At 36.7% G+C, this 26330-nt stretch carries 25 protein-coding genes and 2 riboswitches; of the genes, 6 read left to right on the forward strand and 19 right to left on the reverse strand.

Annotated elements, in window-relative coordinates; translation table 11 throughout:
- Positions 1–530: 530 nt before the first annotated feature.
- From B3D94_RS12015 to B3D94_RS23025, 3 genes are all read right to left on the reverse strand, one after another.
- Complete coding sequence (locus B3D94_RS12015) at positions 531–1832, reverse strand: NCS2 family permease (protein WP_008173678.1); 1302 nt, start codon at positions 1830–1832, stop codon at positions 531–533.
- Between the two features lie 131 nt (positions 1833–1963).
- Positions 1964–2065, reverse strand: a riboswitch (purine riboswitch).
- A gap of 227 nt (positions 2066–2292) precedes the next feature.
- The gene (locus tag B3D94_RS12020) at positions 2293–2961 is read right to left on the reverse strand and encodes an MOSC domain-containing protein (protein ID WP_069482736.1); all 669 of its coding nucleotides are present in this window, start codon (positions 2959–2961) and stop codon (positions 2293–2295) included.
- Positions 2962–3135: 174 nt separating this feature from the next.
- Positions 3136–3249 carry a hypothetical protein gene (locus tag B3D94_RS23025; protein WP_083244747.1) on the reverse strand — a complete coding sequence of 38 codons (114 nt, stop codon included), beginning with the start codon at positions 3247–3249 and terminating at the stop codon, positions 3136–3138.
- A gap of 905 nt (positions 3250–4154) precedes the next feature.
- Here B3D94_RS23025 and B3D94_RS12025 point away from each other — a divergent pair.
- The gene (locus B3D94_RS12025; RefSeq protein ID WP_291757368.1) at positions 4155–4373 is read left to right on the forward strand and encodes a hypothetical protein; all 219 of its coding nucleotides are present in this window, start codon (positions 4155–4157) and stop codon (positions 4371–4373) included.
- 844 nt (positions 4374–5217) lie between these two features.
- Here the strand turns inward: B3D94_RS12025 and B3D94_RS12030 are convergent.
- The 13 genes from B3D94_RS12030 to B3D94_RS12090 form a co-directional block, all read right to left on the reverse strand.
- Positions 5218–5505, reverse strand: a complete 288-nt coding sequence (locus B3D94_RS12030) for a tyrosine-type recombinase/integrase (RefSeq protein WP_291757370.1) — start codon at positions 5503–5505, stop codon at positions 5218–5220.
- Between the two features lie 512 nt (positions 5506–6017).
- Positions 6018–7571, reverse strand: a complete 1554-nt coding sequence (gene guaA / locus B3D94_RS12035; RefSeq protein WP_036120786.1) for a glutamine-hydrolyzing GMP synthase — start codon at positions 7569–7571, stop codon at positions 6018–6020.
- 154 nt (positions 7572–7725) lie between these two features.
- Positions 7726–7827, reverse strand: a riboswitch (purine riboswitch).
- A gap of 32 nt (positions 7828–7859) precedes the next feature.
- Complete coding sequence (locus B3D94_RS12040) at positions 7860–10043, reverse strand: transglutaminase TgpA family protein (RefSeq protein WP_291757374.1); 2184 nt, start codon at positions 10041–10043, stop codon at positions 7860–7862.
- Positions 10040–11221, reverse strand: coding sequence for a DUF58 domain-containing protein (locus tag B3D94_RS12045; protein WP_291757376.1), 1182 nt, complete (start codon positions 11219–11221; stop codon positions 10040–10042). Before B3D94_RS12045 ends, B3D94_RS12040 begins: the two co-directional genes overlap by 4 nt.
- Positions 11218–12162, reverse strand: a complete 945-nt coding sequence (locus B3D94_RS12050; RefSeq protein WP_193833167.1) for an AAA family ATPase — start codon at positions 12160–12162, stop codon at positions 11218–11220. The genes B3D94_RS12045 and B3D94_RS12050 overlap by 4 nt, the downstream gene beginning before the upstream one ends.
- 192 nt (positions 12163–12354) lie before the next feature.
- The gene (locus B3D94_RS12055) at positions 12355–13035 is read right to left on the reverse strand and encodes an ABC transporter ATP-binding protein (protein ID WP_036120799.1); all 681 of its coding nucleotides are present in this window, start codon (positions 13033–13035) and stop codon (positions 12355–12357) included.
- Positions 13032–13835, reverse strand: coding sequence for an ABC transporter permease (locus B3D94_RS12060; protein WP_232540700.1), 804 nt, complete (start codon positions 13833–13835; stop codon positions 13032–13034). The genes B3D94_RS12055 and B3D94_RS12060 overlap by 4 nt, the downstream gene beginning before the upstream one ends.
- Positions 13832–14284: a nitrous oxide reductase accessory protein NosL gene (locus B3D94_RS12065; RefSeq protein WP_069482745.1), complete on the reverse strand. Its 453-nt coding sequence runs from the start codon at positions 14282–14284 to the stop codon at positions 13832–13834. The genes B3D94_RS12060 and B3D94_RS12065 overlap by 4 nt, the downstream gene beginning before the upstream one ends.
- Before the next feature lie 2 nt (positions 14285–14286).
- A complete protein-coding gene (locus tag B3D94_RS12070) occupies positions 14287–15552 on the reverse strand; it encodes a right-handed parallel beta-helix repeat-containing protein (protein WP_291757381.1) in 1266 nt (421 codons plus the stop codon).
- A 59-nt stretch (positions 15553–15611) separates the two neighbouring features.
- Positions 15612–16253 carry a hypothetical protein gene (locus B3D94_RS12075; RefSeq protein ID WP_291757383.1) on the reverse strand — a complete coding sequence of 214 codons (642 nt, stop codon included), beginning with the start codon at positions 16251–16253 and terminating at the stop codon, positions 15612–15614.
- 208 nt (positions 16254–16461) lie between these two features.
- Complete coding sequence (locus tag B3D94_RS12080; RefSeq protein WP_069482747.1) at positions 16462–16782, reverse strand: NAD synthetase; 321 nt, start codon at positions 16780–16782, stop codon at positions 16462–16464.
- Positions 16783–16939: 157 nt separating this feature from the next.
- Positions 16940–17764 (reverse strand): ammonia-dependent NAD(+) synthetase, encoded by an 825-nt coding sequence (gene nadE, locus B3D94_RS12085; protein WP_069482748.1) that lies wholly within the window; start codon positions 17762–17764, stop codon positions 16940–16942.
- Between the two features lie 19 nt (positions 17765–17783).
- Entirely contained in the window at positions 17784–19244 is a 1461-nt protein-coding gene (locus tag B3D94_RS12090; RefSeq protein ID WP_083244748.1) for a nicotinate phosphoribosyltransferase, read from the reverse strand.
- Positions 19245–19556: 312 nt separating this feature from the next.
- Between B3D94_RS12090 and B3D94_RS12095 the strand changes: the two genes are divergently transcribed.
- Both B3D94_RS12095 and B3D94_RS12100 read left to right on the forward strand, forming a co-directional pair.
- Entirely contained in the window at positions 19557–19898 is a 342-nt protein-coding gene (locus B3D94_RS12095; protein ID WP_012291989.1) for a P-II family nitrogen regulator, read from the forward strand.
- A 13-nt stretch (positions 19899–19911) separates the two neighbouring features.
- Positions 19912–21213 carry an ammonium transporter gene (locus B3D94_RS12100; RefSeq protein WP_069482749.1) on the forward strand — a complete coding sequence of 434 codons (1302 nt, stop codon included), beginning with the start codon at positions 19912–19914 and terminating at the stop codon, positions 21211–21213.
- A 78-nt stretch (positions 21214–21291) separates the two neighbouring features.
- Here B3D94_RS12100 and B3D94_RS12105 read toward each other — a convergent pair whose 3' ends face one another.
- Positions 21292–21792: a methylated-DNA--[protein]-cysteine S-methyltransferase gene (locus B3D94_RS12105; RefSeq protein WP_291757389.1), complete on the reverse strand. Its 501-nt coding sequence runs from the start codon at positions 21790–21792 to the stop codon at positions 21292–21294.
- Between the two features lie 103 nt (positions 21793–21895).
- Between B3D94_RS12105 and B3D94_RS12110 the strand changes: the two genes are divergently transcribed.
- The 3 genes from B3D94_RS12110 to B3D94_RS12120 all read left to right on the forward strand — a co-directional run bounded on the left by B3D94_RS12110 (position 21896) and on the right by B3D94_RS12120 (position 24424).
- Positions 21896–22627 (forward strand): ABC transporter ATP-binding protein, encoded by a 732-nt coding sequence (locus tag B3D94_RS12110; RefSeq protein ID WP_193833172.1) that lies wholly within the window; start codon positions 21896–21898, stop codon positions 22625–22627.
- Positions 22624–23376, forward strand: coding sequence for an ABC transporter permease (locus B3D94_RS12115; protein ID WP_069482752.1), 753 nt, complete (start codon positions 22624–22626; stop codon positions 23374–23376). The genes B3D94_RS12110 and B3D94_RS12115 overlap by 4 nt, the downstream gene beginning before the upstream one ends.
- 73 nt (positions 23377–23449) lie before the next feature.
- On the forward strand, positions 23450–24424 hold the full coding sequence (locus B3D94_RS12120; protein WP_008173705.1) for a proline dehydrogenase family protein: 975 nt from the start codon (positions 23450–23452) through the stop codon (positions 24422–24424).
- Positions 24425–24467: 43 nt separating this feature from the next.
- Here B3D94_RS12120 and B3D94_RS12125 read toward each other — a convergent pair whose 3' ends face one another.
- Both B3D94_RS12125 and B3D94_RS12130 read right to left on the reverse strand, forming a co-directional pair.
- A complete protein-coding gene (locus B3D94_RS12125; RefSeq protein ID WP_069482753.1) occupies positions 24468–25079 on the reverse strand; it encodes a response regulator transcription factor in 612 nt (203 codons plus the stop codon).
- A 16-nt stretch (positions 25080–25095) separates the two neighbouring features.
- Positions 25096–26244, reverse strand: coding sequence for a sensor histidine kinase (locus tag B3D94_RS12130; protein ID WP_419182593.1), 1149 nt, complete (start codon positions 26242–26244; stop codon positions 25096–25098).
- Positions 26245–26330 lie beyond the last annotated feature (86 nt).

Here is a 26330-nt window from a genome sequence, read left to right on the forward strand (position 1 = left end):
CAGGCTCAAACTCTCCATAAAAGAAATTTGATTAGCTCAAACTGTTTTGCTGGCATCTATTTTGATGTCCAAAATTTTTGTTTCGTTCACTAGCGAGGCTAGCTACTAAAAACTTTATTGATTACGTTTTGCTTGTTCAGTTTTCAAGGTTCATTTGCTAGTTACTTTCAAGTAACTTTTTATAATTTAACATATTGTTAACTTGTTGTCAACGTCTATGTTAATATTTTTTAAGTTGTTCGTTTGTTTCGTAACAACGTGTTTAAATATATCATCATAAAATAAAGTTTGCAAGTGTTTCATTAAAGTAAAACTATTCTTATTATTAAAAAGTGAGTTTCTTCTATATAATGGTCAAAACAACATTATATAATTTGTTAAAGTTATGCTTATTTTAAATAGCAAAAGAGACGAATAGAATAACAATAAAAGTATTTAATTATTTACTGCTCCTAAGCCAGGAATAAAAAATCACCCCCATTGTTAAAACTACTCCTTAACAATGGGGGTGATTTTCAAAGTGTTTTTATTTATCGTACCCAGATGAAATAAGCCAGGAAGACAAAGAATAAACCATACATCATAGGGTGAATTTCTTTTTTGCGTCCCGCTAACAACATTGTGATCGGATAGAACACGAAGCCAATTGCAATACCAGTAGCAATGGAATAACCAAGAGGCATCATTAATACGGTAAAGAATGCTGGTACTGCAATCTCAAATTTATCCCAATCAATTAAACGTAATGATGATACCATCAGTACTCCTACAATTACTAGAGCAGGTGCTGTTACTGCTGGCGTTACTACTGCTAATAATGGAGAGAAAAATAAAGCTACTAAGAAAAGTACTGCTGTTACTACTGCTGAGAACCCAGAGCGAGCTCCAGCTGCTACCCCTGAAGTTGATTCTACATAGGCAGTAGTCGTAGATGTACCAAATAAAGAACCAATTGTTGTTGCAAGTGCATCTGCCATTAATGCGCGACCTGCACGTGGTAATTTATTATCTTTTACTAACCCAGCCTGTGTTGCCACAGCCATTAATGTACCTGCTGTATCAAAGAAGTCTACAAACAAGAACGTTAATACAACTACTAAAAATTTCACGTTAAATAATGATTCAATATCTCCAAGTGGTTGTAGTGCCACCATGAATGTAGAATCCACACTTGGAATAGCAGAAACAATTGCCGTTGGAGGTTCAATAATACCTGTCACCATACCAATAATCGCAGTAATAACCATCCCTAAGAAAATACCGACACTGCGTAATTTAATAATCAGAATAACAGATAAAACAATTCCGAATACCGCTAACAATGTAGCACCAGTGAAAGTTCCTAGAGTTACTAAAGTAGCTGGACTATCTACAATAATTCCTGCACCTTGTAAACCTACGAAAGTAATAAACAATCCAATACCTGCCGAAACAGCATATTTAAGTTGTACTGGAATTGCGTTAATAACTGTTTCGCGAATACCTGTTAGAGATAAAATAATAAAGATAATCCCAGAGAAGAATACGCCAGTTAGACCAGTTTGCCATGGAATACCGTAAGCCCCCACTACAGTAAAGGCGAAGAATGCGTTTAATCCCATACCAGGAGCAAGTGAAATTGGGAATTTAGCGAAAATACCCATTATTAAAGAACCAACTGCTGCAGCTAATGCTGTTGCTACGAAAACAGCACCTTTATCCATCCCTGCATTTTCTAGAATACCTGGGTTAACAGCTAGAATATATGCCATCGCAAGGAAGGTTGTAATACCACCTATTATTTCACGGCGGTAATTAGTTCCTAATTCATCAAACATGAAATATTTTTTCATTATAAAAAAATCCTCCGTATGGTCGTCTTCAATATCGAAAACAAAAAAAACACGCGGACTAATCTACTAGTCGCATGTCTACGATATATTTCATCCACATTAATGTGTGAAATAAATTAGGGTTTATACATTCATATATAAACCTCAATCGTAGTCAAGTTATTTACGGTAACTTGGTAGAAACTCACGGGCCTTATTCCCGACATTATACGACGACTTATTTAATTTACATTCGTAATATATCATTTCACTTTTTAGATTTCAACCCTATTTCCGAACAATTTTATAAAATAAAATACGAAAGTTCGTGTAAATTTCTTATTTAATGTTCATATTTTAATAAACAGCTACTAAAAAGTCCAAGTACTGAACATTTCACTGAAAGCAATAATATAAAAAAACCCTTAGAACTCACTCAAGTTCTAAAGGATTTTAAGACAGATTTCCTTGCCGATAATTTTTAATTCATCACTTTACTTTGCAAGACCTGAATTCTTTTTTCTAACTTCTGTTTCCAATCTTCCGCCAATGCATCAACTGCTCGGATATGTTCCATCGCACCCGCATCTTTATTTTTAAAATATACTTCGTTGCAATACAACACAGAAACTTGGGCAGGATGCTTTTCTACTAATTCAATATTCGAGTTCGCACAGATTGTCCCCTCTTCTAGTACGCGCGCAAGGAAGCCAGTATAACCAGTTTCAATCATACGTTTGAGCAATGTGTTTGATTCAGTATATTTGTCGATCGTACTACATGGAACACGCCCTTGTGTAATCTGAATGACAGCATCTCCTATTTTATAAATATCACCAATACAAATATCCTCTTCTAGCATATTTGAAACCGTTAGATTTTCACCGAAAGCAGCAGTTGGCAATGGTTTACCAAGTTCTTGTTCCCATTGTATGTAATGTTCCGCAGGATATAAACAAACTGCACGATCAGGTCCACCATGATGTTTTTTATCAGCAACATCATCACCGTCGAAGCCATGAGCTGACAAATAAACTTCTTGCATTTTTTCCTTTTCAATACCTGTAATCATCGAACGCCCTTTACTATCAATCAATTCTTTTGGCATCCCAACTGCTAATGTATGAATTATTGGTTTATTTTTCTCCATTTAAATCCCCCCAAATCTGAATAGTATAAGTTCTTTTGCATTCATTTAGTTTACTACACACAATACTTTACCAGCAATTTTTCCATGTTGAGATACTTTATTTAGCCATAAATTCAGAAATAATTAAATCAAAAAAGCCCTAAAAACCTCTCAGAGTTTTTAGGGCTTTTGCTACTATTCCCACTCAATCGTTGCTGGTGGCTTAGATGTAATATCATACACTATACTTATAAATCCTTGATACAATTGAGTTTCTATTTGTTTCTCAAAACAGGATATTCCGTTCAATTCATGTAATTCTTGTCCTCAATTGTAGCAGGTGAACCCCTGTTTTACACCGTTATTATTTTGAATAATAGACAAGTCGTTTCGTGTGCTATGTTAATTCATGTGGCTAGTAGAGGACAGTCAAAATAACAAGAGACTCTTTTCTTCAGTTCGGAAATTCCCCTCTACTTCGATTTTTTGTCTTTATTATAAGCAACTAATCCTTTAGCAATAACGAAGTAAAATATCACAGTTTGAACCAATGAACATAACTTCGCTAAAAAAGACATAGGTTCCAATGTTCCTCCACCGAAAGTTAAGCCTCTGCTAAATGAGTAGTAAAGAAAATCAAAAGCAAGTTCATACCATTCTTCATTTTCAACATACATAAATGCATCATTATTGTAATGGTAAATAATAAAATAAGTAACCGAAAACATTTATACTATGTAACTAAGCATCCAAATTAGATAAGTGCGATTTTCTTCTATTAATTCCTTTCCAAACCTCCAAATCATAAAACTAGCAATAGAGCCATCAGCACAAAAGAATGAATGAAAGATATTTTATATAATCGGGATTTTTCAATACATCTTCACTAGGTTTTATAACTTTATGCACTACAAAAAAATATCCATCAATAATGAGTATTGTAAATATAATATTCCTATAATTCTCGTTTAGTTTATATTTTTCATTTAAGACAAGATAAAACATACAATCCCTATTCCAAGTAATAGAATTTCTTCAGCCCCCACTTATTTAAACCTCCTATCCATAGGTATTAGTAAAAATTGCCTGGGTAACAGCCAATCTTTCTTGTTAGTGTCACATGCATATACGCCAACATTTGGAAACGTGTTATACTTTTCTATACAGTCTACTATCAAATTATTGGGAATATTGTAAAGAAAAGGGGAATTAATATGTATAATGAAAAATTTCACAATGGAGGTAATGAAACTTACAGTTATAAAACCTACAATATTTTTGCTTATATTATCGGTTTTTTATTATCACCATTGTTAGGTGTGATTATGGGAATTGTTGGTGTAAAACAGCGTAAAAAAAATGCGTGGAGTATTATTATCATCTCTATTCTCAGTTGGATTCTGAATTTTTTCTTCCTTAGCAGGCTTGTATAAACATTAGGCGAAATTTCTTCATAGATTCAAAAATGATAACTAATTCTTATGTAAACAGGACTTGGGTTTATGATTATTTTCATATATTCAAGTCCTTTTGTGTTGCTCTCACAACAATCACAAGAACGCTTCATAGCACCAACCGTGAGATTAATCAACTTGACGAATCATCCACTTGAACAAACCTCAATGCTTTACAATGCTGTTCTGTAGAGATAGGCAATAGAAAAAGCACACCCATTAATGATGTGCCTTAATAACTAATCCTCGTCACTGGAATCAGATTCGCTATTATGCTCTAACAATGTATCTCTGTATCATTCTGTTTATCCTCTAACACTATTTTTACATACTTGATAGCATTTGATAAGAAAAAACCGAATATCTTGAAGTCCACTAAACTTTCTAAAGCGATTTGATACCATTCTGAACCTTTATCAAATCCAACTAACTTGGCCTTTTTATTATCTTTAAGTACGATTGAAAAAATCTGATTCAAATGTTTAGTAAACCCTGCTACAACATCAAATAACTCAAAAGAAGGTAATTTAACCGAATTTTTATATAATTCGTTACATTCCTCTAGATACTTATATCATTCAATGGAGTGTGTAGGCGACCAATTTCAAGTATACTATCTTGTTCAAGCCCTCTAAGGTACTTAGCCGTTTCCTGAGTGTCGAAGTGACCGAGCAATCCTCCAACTATACACGTCTATCCCATTTCTGAGTTGTTTTTGTTCAAAGTAGTGGCTACAGTCATGAGGTGAGCAACGAACCTCCTCACGCACTCCTACGTTGTCACAATGCTCTTTTAAAATCTTGTTGATGCGTGAGCGTTGTAACTATTGAGCACATTGGCCTAGAAAATAGAAATCCTCTACCTCATGGCTCTCCTTATGCTTGAAGCGCTGTTTCTTGGCTTCCTCAAACTTACGCATATACTTCCTCATAGTCTTGCTAATGTACACTAGACACCGTTTTGAACACTTACCGTGAATAAGAATATGGCGCATTGAAATGTCGACTTCCTTAATGTCACATAGTTCACTAACACGTATACCTGTATCAAAAAGTATAATTAGAATCAGTTTGTCCCGAATGTTAGAATACGTTTCTTCCTTCAAAATCATTGATGATGCGTTTCACTTGTTCGTCATTGAACGTAAAGACAACACGCTTTTCTTCATTCAAACTTTTGATTCTACGCATAGGATTACTCTTATCTTCAAGATATTCTTCATCAATCAAGTAATTAAAGAACACCTTCAAGGTAGCGATATTGTTGTTTAGTGTAATTGGCTTTTCATTACCTAGTTGTTGACGGTACTGAACGTATTTCTTAATGGCATTGGCTCAATTTCTTCCACTTCTTCAACCATGCACCTGTCAACGCTTCAAGCGTCAAACACACATCTGTACATACTTTGGTTTACGACCAATGATTTCTTGATTCATTTTGAAATCGTCAAGCAGTTCAATGATTCTAGTCATAAAAAAAGACCTCCCTTTAATCATGAATTTACATGAATAAAGGAAAGTCCTGTTTTGAAACGCAATTGTTACAGTTGAACAAGTAAATGCTCACTCAGACAACCATCAACCGTTGATACAACTAAGATTGCGAGGTGTTAGGGGTTTTGACCTATTCCCACTCAATCGTTGCTGGTGGCTTAGATGTAATATCATACACTACGCGGTTAACGTGTTTTACTTCGTTTACTAGGCGGACAGAGATTTTTTCTAGTACATCCCATGGGATGCGTGCCCAGTCAGAAGTCATACCGTCGATAGATGTTACCGCACGGATACCGATTGCGTAATCATACGTACGTGCATCGCCCATAACACCAACTGAACGGATATCAGGTAATACCGTGAAGTATTGCCAAATGTCACGATCAAGGCCAGCATTGGCGATCTCCTCACGTAAGATGAAATCAGATTCGCGAACGATTTCTAATTTTTCTTCTGTTACTTCACCAAGTACTCGGATACCTAATCCAGGACCTGGGAACGGTTGACGCCAAACAATTTTTTCATCCAGACCAAGTTCTAAGCCTAATGCTCGTACTTCATCTTTGAATAAAGTTTTTAATGGTTCGATTAATTTGAATTGCATATCTTCTGGAAGTCCACCAACATTATGGTGTGATTTGATTGTTTGTGCAGTTGAAGTACCTGATTCAATAATATCTGTATAAAGAGTACCTTGTGCTAAGAAATCCATACCTTCAAGCTTTGATGCTTCTTCATCAAATACGTAAATAAATTCATTACCGATAATTTTACGTTTTTTCTCTGGATCTGATACACCTGCAAGTTTGTCCATGAAACGTTTGCGAGCATCAATTTTAATAAGATTCATATCAAAATCTTCAGTAAATGTTTTCATCACTTGCTCAACTTCACCTTTACGGTTTAAGTTGTGGTCTACGAACATACAAGTTAATTGGTCACCGATTGCTTTGTGAATAAGAACCGCTACAACTGATGAGTCAACACCACCTGAAAGCGCACATAATACTTTTTTATCGCCTACAATTTCACGAATTTTTGCGATTTCAAGTTCGATGAAGTTGGCCATTGACCAATCACCTTTTGCTTCACAAACATCGAAAACGAATTGACGTAATAAATCATTACCATAAACAGAGTGACGTACCTCTGGGTGGAATTGAACAGCGTATAGTTTACGTTCTACATTTGCCATTGCTGCAATCGGACATGATGCACTCGTTGCGATAACTTCAAATCCAGCAGGAACTTCTGTTACATGGTCACCATGGCTCATCCATACGATTTGCTCAGTTGGTAACTCACCAAATAATTTATTGGAAGCAGTTACTTTGATTTCAGCTTTACCATATTCACGAGTTTCAGCGCCTTCTACTTTACCACCATTTGTATGAGCCATTAATTGCATACCATAGCAAATGCCTAGTATTGGTAGGCCTAATTCAAAAATGGCTGGATCCACATGGAAAGCATTTTCATCATAAACAGAGTTTGGACCACCTGAAAAAATAATACCAGCTGCGTTCATTTCTTTAATTTCTTCTGCAGTTACTGTATGTGGATGTAATTCACTGAATACACCAAACTCACGGATACGACGAGTAATTAATTGGTTAAATTGGCTACCGAAGTCAAGTACAACGATTTTTTCTTGCTCTTTTAATAAAGGGCTAGCTGTCAAAATTTCCACCTCTTCTACTATTTTTAAAGGATATTTCATTTGTTCAAAGAAAAACGCGAAGAAAGTAAAATCTTTCTACGCGTTCAAAAAGCTCATGATGATTTATAAAGGCGAATGCGTAGCAAAGTAAAGTGATTTACTATACTTCTCACCTAGCGAATACATCCGCCTTCATAGAGAAATCATTTATGGTGATTTCGTAGAAACATCCGAACCTTATTATCGAACTTATATGAAAGCAATCCTTGCATTTAATTTTTTTCATTTTACTCTTTGTCTAAGTTAAAATCAACCGATAGTGCGATTGATTAAATATTCCCAACTTTCTTTCAGCTTCATGAAATCCACTTCTTGTTTATCCTTCCCATAAACATGTTGCTCATAAACAGCCGTTAGCTTTTGCATTTTATCTGTCTCTAATGATGCATCCACACGTTCTGCAAACATGTGCAACGTTTCCCCATCTCTCATACGCAATCCAATACGTGATAATTGCTTAAGAAGAATCTGATAGGAGGAATCAAAGGTAGACCAATTGGCAGTCTTTTTACGATATACTCGAACATGCATTTTAGGAAGCCAAGTTTTGCGCTGCAAGTATAAAGCAATCCCACTGATAATCAATAAAACAAAAACGATTATCCAAATATAAGCAAACTTCTTCAACCAAGTCCATAACATATCCAGGCTAAACATTGATTTACTTTGTTCTTTATTAGATACTTGTTCCTGCTTTTGCGGTTGCTCAGTTTTTTGCTCTGGCTGTACTATTTCCTCCTGTTCGGATGTATCTAATGGTATATCATAATCAATGTTAACGTTGCCGCTAAAGCCTATTGTAGGTTCAAACTCCATCCACCCTGTTCCAGGTATATATGCCTCTACCCATGAGTGTGCGTTGTCATTGGTAATTCGATACTCTCTCAGACCATCTGACATGGGTCCTGCAGTTCCAGGCGCAAATCCTTTGACCCAGCGAGCTGGAATGCCTATTGAACGTAAAAGTACTACCATTGAAGTTGAGAAATTATCACAATAACCTACTTTTGTATCAAATAAAAACTGATCAACATAATCTTGATTTTCTGCAGGAATAGCCGCTTGTTTTTTATCATACCTAAAACCGTTTGTCCTAAAATAACCTTCCACTGCCTTAATTTGATCGTAAACCGTAGTTTTATCCTGTGTTATCGATAACGCCAAATCTCTTACTCGCTGTGGCAATTGCGCTGGCAGCTGCATAAAGCGATCAAATGATGAATCTAACGTTTCAAGTGTGGCGGGGAATGATAATTGCAGCTGTTCCATACTATAGACAGGCTCACTATACGATAAAGTATAGCCTGATAAAGATGTAGATGTATCATTCTGCTGCTCTATAGTCATCTTTTCTGTCTGCTCGTCCTGAATAAATAATGTGGAATCTTGAGCCGAAACAGATAACAAGCCATATGTTTGAATTAAAAACGGCATCGAGGTCGCAATGTCCAATTGAATTTGACGTTTGTTTTCAGGTGGGCCTACTTGTAAAGAGGTCATAATCTGCGCATTTGCCTCATATACATTTTTTCCGAAGTTCCCCTCTGACAAAATCCATCCCTTTGATGTATAAGTATCTTTTGTTTCAATACGCCAATAATGACGATCACGTGAAGACGCAGTAAAAATTAATGTATTATCCCCTTGGAAAGGTCCACCTAATTGACTATCATCTTGACTATAGCCGACTGATTTCATGCCTGTTCCATTTCCATCTTGTCCAGTAACACCTTGAATAAACGGCACAGGATCTGCCCATGTCGGCCCTGTCTTTGGTAAAAAGAAGGCGATAGTCCCGACAAGTAATATGGATACAAGCATTGGAATAACAATTTTCCATCTCCCAAACGTATTGCTCGTTGTACCCACTTGAAGCCATAAACGTTTGACAAATAGGACACCTGTCATCATTAATCCTAAAATAACCACTTTAACAATAGCTATTTTCCCATTGTATTCACTAAACGTGTCTAACGTAGCAATAAAGAATACTGTCATGGCAAAAAAGTAAAATATATTTTTCCTTACGGAGACCCAATGGTGGATTAAGTAAACAAGCATCCATATTAATACTAGAAATAGCACTGTTCTAAAGGCATCGGATACTAGACCAAAATCACCTGATAGAATAGCGGCCATATTCCCTTTCCATTCTGCTAATAAGAAGGATATGGACTTTCCAGAAAGCACTGGGCTTTCGCTATAAATAAAGACAATGCACCAAGTAATATAACCAAACTTTACAATCCCTGATAATAAAGGATGTACTCGGAATAAACTTAAGGCTAGGGACAAGCCAATAAAAACTAGGAAGAGATGAAACCCTCCTGTATTAGTTAATTGCATAATTGGTATTAGCCATTCACGCAAAATAAAGAAGACAATAATATAGGCGACCGCTAACTCTAAAAATTCCGCTACTGTTTGTTTCACGGCTTCTTCACCTCCGTGAATACATGATAAAAATCTGTTGGATCTACATAGACAATTTGAATATGTTTATAACGCAATGTAACCTCAGACTGCACAGGTGGCTGTTTTGCCACGACAAAACAAATACAACTTTTCACTATATTCGCAAGAGTATGTAGGAATTCTTCTGATATTTCATTAGTCACATAAAGCAATGTCGCTACTTGCTTAAAGGCTTGCTGGTCATAAAATCGAAATTTTACATTCTCAGTAGATTTTATAGCTGCCAAATGATACATAACCTGATCTAACTGCTTTTCACCTTGTATAACAGGGAATACCTTTGTCACTTCTCCAGCAGAAATAAAGGAAATATCACCAAGTTCCTGCACGATCATCTTGAGCATAGATGCTACTAGCTCAATCTTATCCTCAAATAACGTTGATTTCTTGGCATCAAGCACTAACATTAGCTCAGAAGATTGTCTATCCTCAAATTCCTTAGATTGTAAGGTTTGGGTTTTCGCGAATGACTTCCAATGAATCCATGAAAAACGATCCCCAGGAACATATTCTCGTAACCCAACGGCCATAGTAGTATCCTTTACTATGGAATAAGGAGACATCATTGGCCCAACATCATATTTTGTTTGAAGTGCCGAATATTTCATTTCTCTTAGCCTTGGGTACACTAAAATAGTTTGTTCTTTCTCGGCCACCACCATTTTTTTTGCCCAACCAAAAAAATCATAGAAAGCGACGGTAACACCCAAATAACGGTGTTCGCCACGAGGCATATTTACAAATTCATAATGCCAGTTAAATTTTTTTCTAAAGCCAACAAATTTTATAGCCGTTGAACTTTGTAGCTTCGCCTGAACTAACCCCTCACTATCTACAAGTTCCTCCATCAACATATAAGCAAAAGGAAAACGTGTTTTTCTTTCGATCGAAATCATGACCTTTGCTGATTGACCACGTTCTACATGTGCTGGCTCGATTTTGCGCTCTACTACTAAGATACTTTCTCTAACAACAAAGAAAAATAAGGCATACACTAAAAATGGACTTACCGTAAAAAACACAAACCAACTAACAAATCCACCTTGGAACATCGCATAACAAAACGTTACAATCATTAAGAAAACTACTAATAGGAAATGTTTACTTTTCTCTAAAAAAGCTTTCCATTGCTTCATTGTTCTGCAAACCTTTTTGTTGGTACTGGTGTTTTGGCAATGATACGTTCAATAATTTCACTTGCTGTTACATTATCATAGCGAGCATCTGGTTTTAAAACTAGGCGATGGCTAAAGACAAATGGGACAAGGTATTGGACATCATCAGGTGTTACATAGCTACGCCCTTTCATAAATGCGTAGGCTTGAGAAGCCTTCATTAAGGCTAGTGTCGCCCTGGGACTTACGCCTAAATAAACATAGCTGTTTTCTCTAGTTTGAGTAGCAAGCTCCACCATGTAATTTTTTACTGAATCTTCAACGTACACTCCTTGAACGAGCTCTTGTAACTCAATTAATTGAGCTACCGACAATACTGCATCGATCTTTTCAATCGCTTTGCCATTTTCCGCGCGACGTAAAATTTCCACTTCTTGTCCTCTACTAGGGTAGCCCATTTTTATTTTCAGCAAAAAACGATCAAGCTGTGCTTCAGGCAATGGATAAGTTCCTTCATGTTCTATCGGATTTTGCGTGGCCATTACAAAGAACGGCTGATTAATTGCAAGTGTTTTACCATCAATAGTAACAGAAGCTTCTTCCATTCCCTCCAGTAAAGCTGACTGTGTTTTTGGCGATGTACGATTTATTTCATCGGCTAAAATAACATCCCCCATGATGGGTCCTGGACGAAATTCAAACTCCAATGTCTTCGGATTATAAATAGAGATTCCCACTACATCGGAAGGTAATAAATCCGGCGTAAATTGGATTCGCTTAAACTGAGCATCAAAGGATTTTGCTAATGAACGAACCATCATTGTCTTCCCAACGCCAGGCACATCCTCTAACAATACGTGCCCCCTCGCTAATAAAGCAACCAGACTTAGCTCAGCCACCTCTCTCTTTCCAATCATCACTTTCTCTATATTTTCTAGCACATTTTGTATTTGAGAATTCATAAATTAAAAAACCTCCATTTCATCCAACAATTGTGTGAATTGCACGATAACTTATCATAAGCATATCGAAATATGTCTAGTAAAACAATTATCAGAAACTTCTTCCCTTCGATAACACATACTAAACAAGGCTTGCCTGAACGTAGTCAAACAAGCCTTGTTTAGTATATAACGTCACTATTCATTAGAATGTTACAATTTTAATCTTTTTAACCATATTTCTTCCAAAGATGTAGAATTTTCTTGTGTGAAAATTTCAGTGATTTCACCAGAAATAATAATTTCACCATCATGTAAAACTAATACATCATCTGCTATTTCTTCAGCAAAAGACAGCAAGTGAGTAGAGAATATGACCGTATTTCCTTTGTTCTTTTCCTCTAACATTACATTTTTTAATTGCGCTATCCAAAATGGATCAAGACCATTTGTCGGTTCATCCAAGATCAGCAAAGATCCACTTCCAAGTAAACATTGCGCAAGATTTAATCGCTGAAGCATCCCTTTAGAGAATTGTTTAGCTGGTTGATTACGAACATCCCACAAGGAAACACGCTTTAATATGCACTCTTGTTCATCTTGATCTACTTGCTTTAAAGAAGCTAGTAGATTAAAAATTTCAGCTGCCGTTAGCATGGTTGGAAAATTTACGTCGTCAGGCATATAACGAATGACATCTGGTTTGTGCCATATCATTTCTCCGGACTTTCCCTTCTCTTGACCCGTTAGTAAACGGATCAACGTACTCTTTCCAGCACCATTGCCCCCAACCAACGCTAAAATTTTACCAGAATGTAATGTAAAGGTAGCTTCTTTTAAACCTCTACCATTTTCATAGACATTGGCTATATTTTTGGCTTCTAAAAGAATCATCGCTGTGTGACCTCCTTTGAAAACTTAGTAGCTAGCAAAAGTGGTAGAAGGATCCAAAGAAGCGTCACCACCACATACAACACATGACCTACAGTTGACGAATAAAACCTAGTGATACCATAAAATGCTGGACCAAGCACACTAGCCTGATTGGTGAATATAAAATAACCAAAGCGTAGCCATTCTACGGGATTAATATGTATCGACATAATGGTAAGTTTTTGTAAAACATGACCCGCTACAACTGCACCTAGAGCCATTAACGCATAAGAAATGAGCAGTAAAAAAACGGACCATACAACAAGTGATAAGGCTAGTGCAAATAATCTTGTTTTAGCCATTGCCCCCAGTACAATACCTAATGAGACAAATATAAAGATACATAATAACGTAAGGATCACTAAAATAATCGGTAACTGGACGCCGCCTAATAGACCACCTATTGCTAAGACAACGCCAAATGCCACAAGCACTACTAATAAAAAGGCAAGTGATATAGCCACATATTTCCCTATAATATATTGCCATATTTTCATTGGATATGTTTTTAATAACGAAAACCAGCCAGATTCAATATCGCCGGCTATACTCATACTTCCAATGGTGATAATAAATAAAGGTAATAGAAACAATAACACATTTAAAAATGATGCCGTTTGACGTGTAAAGCCCTCCACATCAGGTAATGCCATTCGCTGAATGACAATAATGGCTACAAATACAAAAGTAAAAAGAAAAGCTACTAGTTGCATCCAATGGCTTCTTAAAATTTGCTTCAACTCTATTTTCACAAACATCATTCATGAATCCCCCATTTAAACGTCAGCAAATCTTGATAGGCTAATAATTGCCCCTCTCCTTCATTGATCATCCATTCCTGCGCCTCATCCTTCGTCGCAAATGCAAGTACTCCATAGTTCATCGGAGTCCAATAACCTTTATTGTATACATAGGTGGCTTTATAAACGTCAATCCATTCATTATTTGCATTATTTTTAATATAGGCTGCGCCTATTTCACCCTCACCATTTAGCGCCAGATAATCCATCAAACAGCCAATATCATCAAAAATCTTATAATCTCCATTTGTGAGCACAATTTGTCCAGCATATTCATGATGAACGATACTCATATTACAAATTTCACAAATATCTGTTTCACTGATAATATCACGTGGGTTATACGTCTTTTCGCCGCAACCGCCCAATATTGTACTGCATATAACTAGAATGGCTATCCACCTCGTCATACTTACACCCCTCTTTTCCACAGCCAAAATCCACTCATAGATACAACTAAACCAATAATAAATTGTAAGATGTTGATTGAAAACGACTTCTCTTTCGTATGGCTAATTAATCTTGGTTCGTTATCTACAAGCAAATTTTGTTCTGTTTTATTCACTTCCTGATCAAGTGACGTCAGAATCATAACACTCGGTGATGCCACAAAAAATTGATAAACTGGTTGTCTCACCATCCATTGACCAAAGCTCGACACAGCCACGTATGGAACATCTCCGAAACCATCTCCCGCAACATCTATCCCTCGGTAATCATCATAAAAATTGCGAACTAATCGTAAGCCTTGTTGGTCTGATCTTGCCGTTAATATATTTCCAGTAAACTGATTATCATTGATGATAGAGTGATTATCTACCTTTGTTCCTTCTAAGGCAGTCTGATTCATCTGAAACCCATTTTCTTGTATTTGTATGACTGAACATTTTTGCATTGCTACACCTACCCGATTATTTCGAATACTATTTTTTCTCACCTTCGCCTGTTGTGTGTCATACATTAAAAGGCCATAGCTATTGAAATCATTATGGTTACTAATTGTATTGCTCGCTATTTCTAAGTCCGTAGTCATCATTACCATAAGACCTGTCACATTATGTAAATATGAATTAAAAAGCACCTTCACATCACTTGAATACATAAAATGCGTTCCATAACGACTGTTTGTCACTTCGTTTTGTCGCACATTGATATGTCTCACTTCTTCTACATATATCCCATCTTGCACTAAATCAATTGCATTGTGTTCAATAGCAATGTCCTCACTTTTAAACACAGCAATCCCATTGCCTTTTTCAGCATAATGTAACTGATTACCAACAACCTTATTTTCTAATAGTTGAATATGCTTAGAACGTTGAATATGGATACCCACTTGTACATCCTTTATTTCAATAGCTTTCAGTTTTAAATTCTCCACTTCATTAACAACAATCCCTTTGTTTTTGGCAGAAATCATTATATCTTCAACAGAGACATTAGCCGTATCGTCTATTTTTAATGCAGGTTCAGTATTTTGGGAATAAAGTTCAACCCCTTTTTCTCCTTGGAGTTTAATCGATTTCTTTACGGTAAAATTTCCTTGGTAACGACCGGCAGGAATATGAACAATCTCTCCAGGTTTCGCTTGATCAATAGCAAATTGAAGATCAAACTCCGCATTTGCTGTTTGACATGTCCATAGAAAAAACAATACGAACCATCCTATTCGTTTCATTACTGTCCCCCCTTATTCAGCATGAAAAGACTAGAGGAAAGTTCCCCTAGTCTAAGCTTTTAATGACCATGCCCCTCTTGCCCATGATTCATATCACTTGAATGCATAGAACTAGAATCTCCATTCTCTCCCTCAGCCTTTTTTTTCATCATTTTCTTACGTCGTTCCAATGCGTCATCTTTAATTTTTTGTAGTTTCTCAATATAAGCATTCGAATTTTCTTGGATGTATGTATCTGCTTCCGCTTTGTTCACGAAGTAAATATATCCCCAGTTCATCGGAGATTTCAGCTCTGTTTTCACAATTGTTACATCTTCGACCTTCGCCCACTCCTTCGTCACAAAATCACGGACAAATTTTGCATTGTTCTCTTCATTAGCAACCTCTGCATTCAATAAACAGCCAATATCGTCATAAAAAGCAATAGTCCCATCTTCTTTTATCGCTTGCGCTGAAAATATGCCCATTTCATGATCCTTCATGTAAACCTTCATATTACACATTTCACAAACTGTATCCTCCTCCGGCTCTTGTAACCGCGGATCTACAAGTGAAGCAACATGTACAGAATCATCCATTACCTCCGTTTCTATTTCAGTAGCGCCTTGCTCTGATTCCTTCTCCTTTACCTGAGGTTTTTCGCTAGTACATGCTGCTAGTACAAATAATAATATTAATGCTGGTAACCATAATTTTTTCACAACTATTCCCTCCAAATTTAGTTTTCTGTTGCCATATTCAACAATACAGATTAGTTGTGAAATTAGTAAAAAATCGCGGTGAAGAATTGGAAAAATTATCTTGAACAATCAATGAACATCTTTATTTCAAATAATTTGAATTCAGCACTTCTTTTTCACTCAAATACAAAAAAACTCCCCACATGTTTGGCTGTGGAGAGTCTGGTCTTTATATGGAAGAACGGTAACTATTAAGTCGCTTCTTTTGTCTGCTTAAACGACTAAGCTTTACCGCAGTTTCATTTAATTCACGACGTATTTGCAAATCATTCGTACTATCCATATGGATAGGCACTGTATGTTGATGCTGTTGCTGCTGATTTGGCGCATTTATTGAACTGCGCTTCTTCTCTTTATTTCTTTGCAAACTATTTTTAAATAGATTTTGTGGATTTTGCCCAAAATTATGGCTAATATCACCTGCATGTAAATATTGATTTTCCTGACGAAAAACACTACTTGTCGTTGCATTTACTCTAGAAGTCCTCATATTTAGTTACCCTCCCTTACATTTTAAAATCCTTATAGGTAATTATATCGACATTATATGATGATATTTAACAACATAGAACCAAATTGCATAAAAAAAGAGAGAAAAGAGCTATTTTCAAAAGTGAGATTCACTTTTATAACTCTTTTCCCTTATTTTACTTCCAAAAAACATCAAATATTGTAATAGGCATATGGCGTTTATGTTGCGAACGTAAATAATATCCTTCCAGTAGTTGGCGAGGTTCTTCTCGGATTTCCTTCCCCTCTAAATAATCATCAATTTGATCATAGGACACCCCAAGAGCCACTTCATCTGGCAAAGATGGGCGATTTTCCTCCAAATCTGCTGTTGGCACCTTCATATAAAGATGTTCAGGACATTTGAGCTCTGCCAATAACTGCTTCCCTTGTCGTTTATTCAAACGAAAGATTGGCATTAAGTCCGCTCCTCCATCACCAAATTTAGTATAAAAACCTGTGATTGCCTCGGCTGCATGATCCGTTCCTAATACGACTGCTCCATTCATTGCAGCAATCGAATATTGCACTTTCATACGCTCCCGTGCTTTTTCGTTCCCTTTGACAAAATCATTAAGCTGAACACCTGCATTTGCTAGGGCCCTCACACTCGCATCGACAGCATCTTTTATATTCACTGTATAAGATCCCGTCGGCTTAATATAGTCGATAGCGTCCTGACAATCTTGCTCATCTGCTTGCACTCCATATGGTAAGCGAATCGCCCAAAATGAATACTTCATTTCCCCAGCTTCTTTATTTAGCTCGTCAACAGCTAGTTGCGCTAGCTTTCCTGTTAATGTTGAATCTTGACCACCAGAGATACCAAGAACAAATCCTTTTACAAAACTATAATGTTTCGCATATTCCTTTAAGAAATCAATGGATTTACGTATTTCCTCGTGCACATCGATAGTTGGTTGTACACGTAATTCTTTAATGATTTGTTGTTGTAAAGTCATTGTTTCCATCACTCCCTTTTTACATTTGCTTAACCATGTTATGAACTTCCTCAATATTGCGCATTTTATTATCCCAGCATTTTTGACTTAAATCGACTGGATACTCTTCAGGATTCATCGCACGTTTGTATTCATCCCATAGCAGCTCTAAATTTCCGGCTGCATAATCACGCATTTCCTCAAGCGTTGGGTTATGATAGTTAATTTCTCCATTATGAATTACATGCTGATGTAAATTTTTCGCTTCGAAATTCGTGACAAACTTAGAGACAAACGTGTGAATTGGGTGGAACATTTTAATACGTTCCTCCTCCTGAGGGTTTTCATCTTGCATCGCAATGTAATCTCCCTCTGCCTTGCCATTCTTTTTATCGATAATACGATATACATTTTTGAGACCTGGCGTTGATACTTTTTCAGCATTCGCTGATATTTTAATGGTATCCTCCATTTGACCATCGCTGTTTTCAATGGCAACCATTTTGTAAACAGCACCTAATGCAGGCTGATCATACGCTGTAATAAGCTTCGTACCTATTCCCCACACATCTACTTTTGCCCCTTGAGCTTTTAAATTTAAGATCGTGTATTCATCCAAATCATTTGAAACAATGATTTTTGTATCATGGAAACCTGCAGCATCTAGCATGCGACGAGCCTCTTTTGATAAAAACGCAATGTCTCCACTATCTAATCGAATACCAATAAAATTAATTTTGTCTCCTAATTCTTTAGCTACTTTTATAGCCGTTGGAACTCCTGATTTCAAAGTATTATACGTATCTACAAGAAAAACACAATCGCTATGACGTTTTGCATAAGAATGGAAAGCATCATAATCATTTTTATAGGCCTGTACCAACGCATGTGCATGTGTACCAGACACTGGGATGTTAAACAGTTTACCTGCTCTTACATTACTAGTGGAAGCAAAACCACCTATAAATGCTGCACGTGTACCCCAAATAGCTGCATCCATTTCTTGTGCGCGTCGTGTACCAAATTCCATAGCCACTTCATTTTTAATGATTTGTTTAATACGACTAGCCTTCGTCGCTATTAATGTTTGATAATTAACAATGTTCAATAATGCTGTTTCTATAAGCTGAGCCTCCACTAATGGAGCTTCTATTCGAACAATCGGTTCATTGGCAAAAACAAGCTCTCCCTCTACCATCGAATACATATCCCCTGTGAATCGAATATCTTTTAAATACTCAATAAAATCCTCTTTATAACCAACTTCATCACGTAAATACGCAATATCAGAATCACTAAAACGGAAATTCCGTAAATAATCCAGCATCCGCTCTAGGCCCGCAAATATTGCGTAACCATTGCCAAATGGTAATTTTCTAAAATACAACTCAAAAACTGCTTTTTTATTATGTATCCCATCAGCCCAATAGGATTCGGCCATATTGATTTGATATAAGTCTGTGTGTAGCGCTAAGCTATCATCTGCATAGTTTGATCTCACAAGAAACCCCTTCTTCCGCTTTGATAATTAGTCCTAGTATACACTATATACCCAAATTCTTGCGTATGACATTCACACTCTCTAATGTAAGGTTTTTTAACATTAATAGTCAGAAAATTTAGAACTGTTCATATTTTAGACACAAATTTTAGTACCGCTTTCATTCCCATTCTAAAACCTTTTTTCAGCAACTATTTCGAGAATAAAAATAATCTGTGTAATAAAACATAACACGGATTTCAAAAAAGTAATTGCACTACTGTTTCAGGCGATTTAACATGTAAATTAAAATTACGCAAGGAGCTGGTACAGATGAAAAAAATCGAGGTCATCATTCGTCCTGAGGTTTTTGGAGCCGTTCGGGACGGTCTGGCACAACAAGGGATTGCAGGACTAAGCGTATCTGAAATCGCAGGTTGTGGCCGTCAATTAGGGAGGACTGGTTTATTTCGTGGTAATACGTATGAAATTGAGTTTTTACCTAAATTGAAATTAGAAATGATTGTAGATGATAGTAAAGTGGATGGCATTGTAGAAATACTATTGCGCGAAGCAGCAACTGGCAAGGTTGGTGATGGGAAAATTTTCATTTATCCAGTAGAACAAGCGATTCGTATCCGAACAAAAGAAGTCGGATCGATTGCAGTAGAATAAAGGGGCGATATAGATGGATGAACTATTGTTATCTGTTAATTTAATTTGGGTGATGTTAGGCACAATTTTAGTATTTTTTATGCATGCTGGATTTGCTATGGTAGAGGCAGGATTTACGCGTTCAAAAAATGCTGTTAACATCATCATGAAAAATTTTCTAACTATTTCCCTAGGGGGAATTGTCTATTTTTTATGTGGCTACGCAATTATGTTTGGTGACAGTGTAGGTGGTATTTTCGGCATAAGTGGCTTCGCTTTAAACGGAGTCGATGATCTCTCATTCTTTATCTTTCAAACAATGTTTGCTGCAACAGGAGCAACTATTTTATCTGGTGCTGTGGCAGAGCGTACTAATATTTTTGCTTATATCGGAGTCATTATACTTATGTCATTAGTCGTTTATCCTGTTGTAGGCCATTGGGTTTGGAGTGGTCAAGGTTGGTTGACTGATTTAGGCTTTGTGGATTTTGCTGGCTCAACAGTCGTTCATTTAACGGGAGCTGTAGCCGCCTTTATCGCCGCAGTTATGGTTGGACCACGACTAGGTAAATATGAAAATGGTCGAGTAAATGTTATTACAGGTCATAGTATTCCATTAGGAGCATTAGGCGTATTTTTACTTTGGTTTGGTTGGTTTGGCTTTAATGGCGCATCCACTTTAGCTGCAGATCCTGAACTTGTTCCAAATGTCATCGCAAATACATTTTTTGCAGCGGCCGCTGGTGTCGTAGCAACCTCCTTCTATACGAAGTTCCGTTATGGACATATTGACGGCTCCCTCACATTAAATGGCGCACTAGCAGGACTAGTAGGAATTACAGCGGGTGCAGCGAATGTCAGCATTATCGGCTCTATTATAATCGGCCTTATCGCCGCTCCATTACTTGTTGAAGGTGTACGATTCATTGAATGGAAGCTAAAAGTAGATGATCCAGTTGGTGCAATTGCTGTACACGGTATTTGCGGTGTATGGGGCACACTAGCCGTTGGATTATTTGATAGTAACGGGCAAGGCTTATTTTATGGTGGAGGCTTGAGTTTGCTAGGCATTCAAGCGATCGGTGTTATTGCTACAATAGCCTGGGTTAGTGTATCTGTAGCAGCTGGAATATTTATCATTAAAGCTTTTGTACCTTTACGTGTAACGGCGGAAGAAGAAATTGCTGGTTTAGATGTCATGGAACATGGAGCTCCCGCCTACGAATTCCAAGATATTTTTAAGAGTTCTGCGGTTCGAGGAGAAACCTTTGCCCATCGTTTAACACACTTCGGTAAAACCCAAAATAATGTCCAACAAGAAGAACAACACATATAGACAAAAGAAAAATCTGCCCTGCTATTAATAAAATAGCAGGCAGATTTCATTTTGTTGAACTAATGGTTAATGAAAGTATTAAGCTTTCTCTAGTTCTAATAAAAATTGTTTTACATCAAGTCCACTACGAAAACCTGTTAATTGACCATTTTTGCCAATGACACGATGGCATGGAATAATAGCTAATATTGGATTTGCACCAATAGCACTACCTACAGCCCTGACTGCTTTGGGGTTCCCAATACGTTCTGCGATGCTTCCATACGATGTTGTTGAACCATAGGGTAATTCTTTTAGGGCGTCCCACACAGCTAATTGAAAAGGTGTCCCCTTTACATGGATAGGTATATCAAATTCTGTCCGTTCCTTGTTAAAGTAGGCTGTTAATTGTTCCTTATATGGTTGCAATTTTTCTTTATTTTCTTCAAAGCTATAACCTTTAAAAGGCTTTTTTGCCCACTCCTTAACCTCATCAAATGATGCATTAGGTGTTCCAATATAGGCGAGTCCATCATTTGTGGCTACAATGTACATAGCACCTTGTGCAAACGTTAACGTATCAAAATACAATATCTCCATTCCCTATTCCCCCTTCATTTCTAAAAGCTTATATTTAAACTGCATCTTTCCTTCATTTCATGCTACAGTTATTTTACTGACTATAGCAAAGGAGTTTCACGACATGAATACGCTATACGAGCCTGCCATTCACTTTCAACAAGTTCAATTCTCAGTAAATGACAAAATGATATTAAAGTCAATTACTGGATCGTTTCCGAAAGGTCAAATTACCACTCTCGTCGGCCCTTCTGGTGCAGGTAAAACAACCCTGCTTAAATTATGTAATGGCCTTCTTTCACCGACAAATGGACATATACTTATTGATAATGAGCCCATCTCAAATTATGAGCCCTCAGCATTACGAAGACATGTTGGTATCGCCCTACAAGCTGCTCCTATGATTGCTGGCACTGTAAAGGAAAACCTCGCACTTCCACTGACATTGCAGGGGAAAAAACTTTCTCAACAGGAGGCCATTCAATATTTAGAGGATGTTGGCTTAGATGAAAGCTTCTTACACCAATCCACAAATGAATTATCAGGAGGACAGCGTCAAAAGGTTTCGATAGCAAGAACTCTTATTAATCAATCCTCTATCTTATTATTAGATGAAATAACTTCTGCACTGGATCGCCAATCTGTTAAGGAAATTGAAAAGCTCATCGCCACTATTAATAAAAAATATAATGTGACGATGATTTGGATTACTCATAATTTGCAACAAGCATTAACGATCGGACACTATACATGGGTCATGATGAATGGGGAGCTAATTGAAACTGGCAAGAGTGCTTTACTTAAAGCACCGACTAACCCACGCGTAGCAGAATTTGTACAGGGGGCTAACATATGACTTATACGTCTTTATCACTAACATTAATTTTCGTGTGCATCCCTCTACTGCTATCCAAAACATTAAAATTAGGACTTGAAAAAGATACGCTTATTGCAACCCTTCGGTCTATCGTTCAATTGCTCGCTGTTGGCTATATATTAAAATTTGTCTTTGATGCAAATAGTTATGTATACATTTTTCTTATGGTTGCGTTAATGATACTAGTCGCTACGTTTAATGCTCGAAAAAAAGGAGAAGGCATTAAAGGGATCACCTGGAAAATAGCACTGACACTTGTGATGATAGAAATCATTACACAAGGTGTCTTGCTTGGCTTTAACATTGTGCCAGCGACCGCTCAGTATATTATTCCCATTAGTGGTATGCTAATTGGCAATTCAATGGTGTTATCCATTTTATTTTTAAACCGATTTACGGCTGAAATTACTAGCCATAAAGATCAAATGGAATTAATTTTGTCTCTTGGAGGCACACCCAAACAAGCTGTTCATCGACAACTTATCAATGCCGTAAAGGCGAGTATGATCCCCACTATTGAAAGCCAAAAAACAATTGGCTTAGTACAGCTACCAGGTATGATGAGCGGCCAAATTATTGGTGGTGCCGACCCCATTCAGGCTGTACAATTTCAACTTTTGATCATCTTCGCTCTCCTAACAACGGCGACATTATCAAGTATCATGATTGGTTTTTTAAGTTACCCTGCACTTTTTAATGAGCGTATGCAAATACTTGAAATGAAATAATTGTTAAGCAGATTTAATATAGATTTAATAATTTATGATATACTAAAAAGAAAATGCAGTTAGGAGAATGACCATGTTATTACGCGATTTTTTCATCCAGCTTTCCGAAAACCAACTATTGAATAGTGCTGCAAAGAAATATGGCCTAAAATTAGGAGCACAAAGTGTAGTAGCTGGTACAAATATTGAAGAAACAATTGCAAGCATCAAAGAACTGAATGCACATAATATCTCATGTACAGTAGATAACCTTGGTGAATTTGTTTCAAGTAAAGAAGAAGCAACTGCTGCAAAAGATAAAATTCTCTCTGTGGTAGAAGCTATTCATGAAAATGATGTAAAAGCACATATCTCATTAAAGCCTTCTCAATTAGGCTTAGATATTGATGTAGATTTCTGCTATGACAATCTGTATGAAATTGTTGAAAAAGCGGCTGCTTATGATATATTTGTTAACTTCGATATGGAGGATTTTGGGCGTCTTCAAACATCTTTTGATATGGTAGAAGAATTGTCTAAAACATTTAATAATGTTGGAACTGTGATTCAATCTTACTTTTACCGTGCAAAAGATGATATCGAAAAATTCAAGGACTATCGTTTACGTATCGTAAAAGGAGCTTATAAAGAGCCTGTTGAAGTTGCTTATCAAGATAAATTGGATATCGATTTAAACTTTATTGAGTTAATTGAATATCATTTACTACATGGTAAATTTACGTCCATTGCTACACATGACCATAATATTATTGCTCATGTTAAACGCTTTGTAGCTGATCATAATATTCCACTTGATAAATTCGAATTCCAAATGCTTTATGGATTCCGTACAGATATGCAAAAAGAGCTAGCTAAAGAAGGCTATAACTTCTGTGTATATGTTCCATTCGGCGAAGATTGGTACGGTTACTTTATGCGTCGCCTAGCTGAACGCCCTCAAAACCTTAACCTTGTCACAAAACAAGTGTTTACGAAAAAGACGAATACAGTTCTTGCTGTAGCTGCAGGTGCATTCGTTCTTGGACGCTTAACAAAACGCAATAAGTAAAACAGAAAAGAACCTTGCCGCTTCATGCGATAAGGTTCTTTTCTTATTTATTCCATCCTTTTTCTTTAAAGCGTGCAATGGCTTCGATACGATTACCTACGTTTAATTTTTCTAAAATCGTTGAAATATAATTACGAACAGTTCCAGCAGATAAAAATAGCTCTGCGGCAATTTCCTTCGTTGTTTTGCCCTCTGCCACAAGAGTCAGCACCTGACTTTCTCGCTCAGTTAGAGGATTTTCACTATCATCCTCATACACAAAATCAACGAGCTCAGGGGCATAAATTCGTTTACCATCCATAATAGTCCTGATGGCAGAAACCAATTCCTCAATAGGGCTATCCTTTAATAAATATCCCCTTACACTAGCTTTTCTAGCACGCTCGAAATAACCTGGTCTGGCAAATGTAGTTAAAATAATGACTTTACAATCCGAGCCAGAGCCATGCATTTCTTCTGCTGCATCAAGGCCAGTTTTAACCGGCATTTCAATATCCATAATACAAATATCAGGCTGGTGCTCTTCAACAAGCATCAATGCTTCCTCACCATTTTTTGCTAAGCCAACAACCTCCATATCCTCCTCCATACTAAGTAAAGAGCGAAGAGCGCCTAATAGCATCCCCTGATCTTCAGCAATCACAATTCGTATCATGTCACAAGCCTCTTTTCTATATGTTCTTCAGATTTTCTTTCACACTTTGATGCGTAATAGCCACTGGAACAGTTACTGATAATGTCGTACCGTCCACACTTTCAATTTTGAAGGAACCATTGATGAACTCTAATCGCTCTCGCATTCCTTTTAACCCGTTCCCAGTTTTCCACGCTTGTTTTTTCGTAATTCCTTGTCCATTATCACGAACTACTAAGTAAACTTCTTTAAAATTTTGATGGAAAGCTATTTCGCATTTTGTCGCACCACTATGTCTTACAACATTATTAACAGCCTCTTTTAAGCACATAGACAAAACATTTTCTACAAGCGGCGGCACTTGCAAGGCATTTTTATCGCCCTCAAAGACAAATTCCATTTCTGCTGCCTTTAATATTTGAGAAATACGCATAAGCTCATCTTCAAATTTTGCTGTACGCATGTCTGAAACCAATTCACGAACCTCTTTTAAGGCAATACTGGCAGTTTGACGTATATCCTTAATCTCAACTAAAGCTTGCTGTGGATCACGCTCAATCAACCTTGATGCTAAATCACTTTTCAAACCGATCATAGACAATTTTTGCCCCAATGTATCATGTAAATCACGTGCAATACGTTGTCGTTCTTCAAAAACAATTAACTCTGCAATACGCTCATTGGCCGTTTCTAACTGTCCTTCTAAGTTCTCACGTTTATTCTTGGAATAAATCGTAAGCGGTAAAAGAACAACAGCTAAAATAGTTAACACGACAAAAGGTAATTGTGATAAAAATAAGTGAAGCTCAACAAAAAAGCCAGCACCTGTGGATATGACTGTAAAGCCAATATGTAGACCGTACATAATATAGAAACCAACTGGTCTTCGTATGTTTCCAATAAAAAATGCTGTGAAAATGGAAAGATAAACATAACCGTATAAAATCGTCATGACAATATTAATCACCATTTCAAAGCTGATCCACATATATACTAGTCCGCTTTTCGAATTCATGGAAAATCGATAGAAAATAAAATATAGCATTAAAAACGTAATGCCTATAGAGATTTCTATATAGGATGATTTTCTAAAAATGAAGAAAAACGGTAGAAAGCAAAAAATAATCCATAAATATATACTGAGCATTGGACTATTCGGAATAATACTATGCCATTTCCTCAACATAATCTCACGCTCTTTCCTACTTTTCCCTTATTATAACAAGAAAATTATTTTTTTGCCCATAATGCTTATTTTCTCGACTATATTTA

Source organism: Lysinibacillus sp. UBA5990 (assembly GCF_002429815.1).
GTDB classification, from domain to species: domain Bacteria; phylum Bacillota; class Bacilli; order Bacillales_A; family Planococcaceae; genus Lysinibacillus; species Lysinibacillus fusiformis.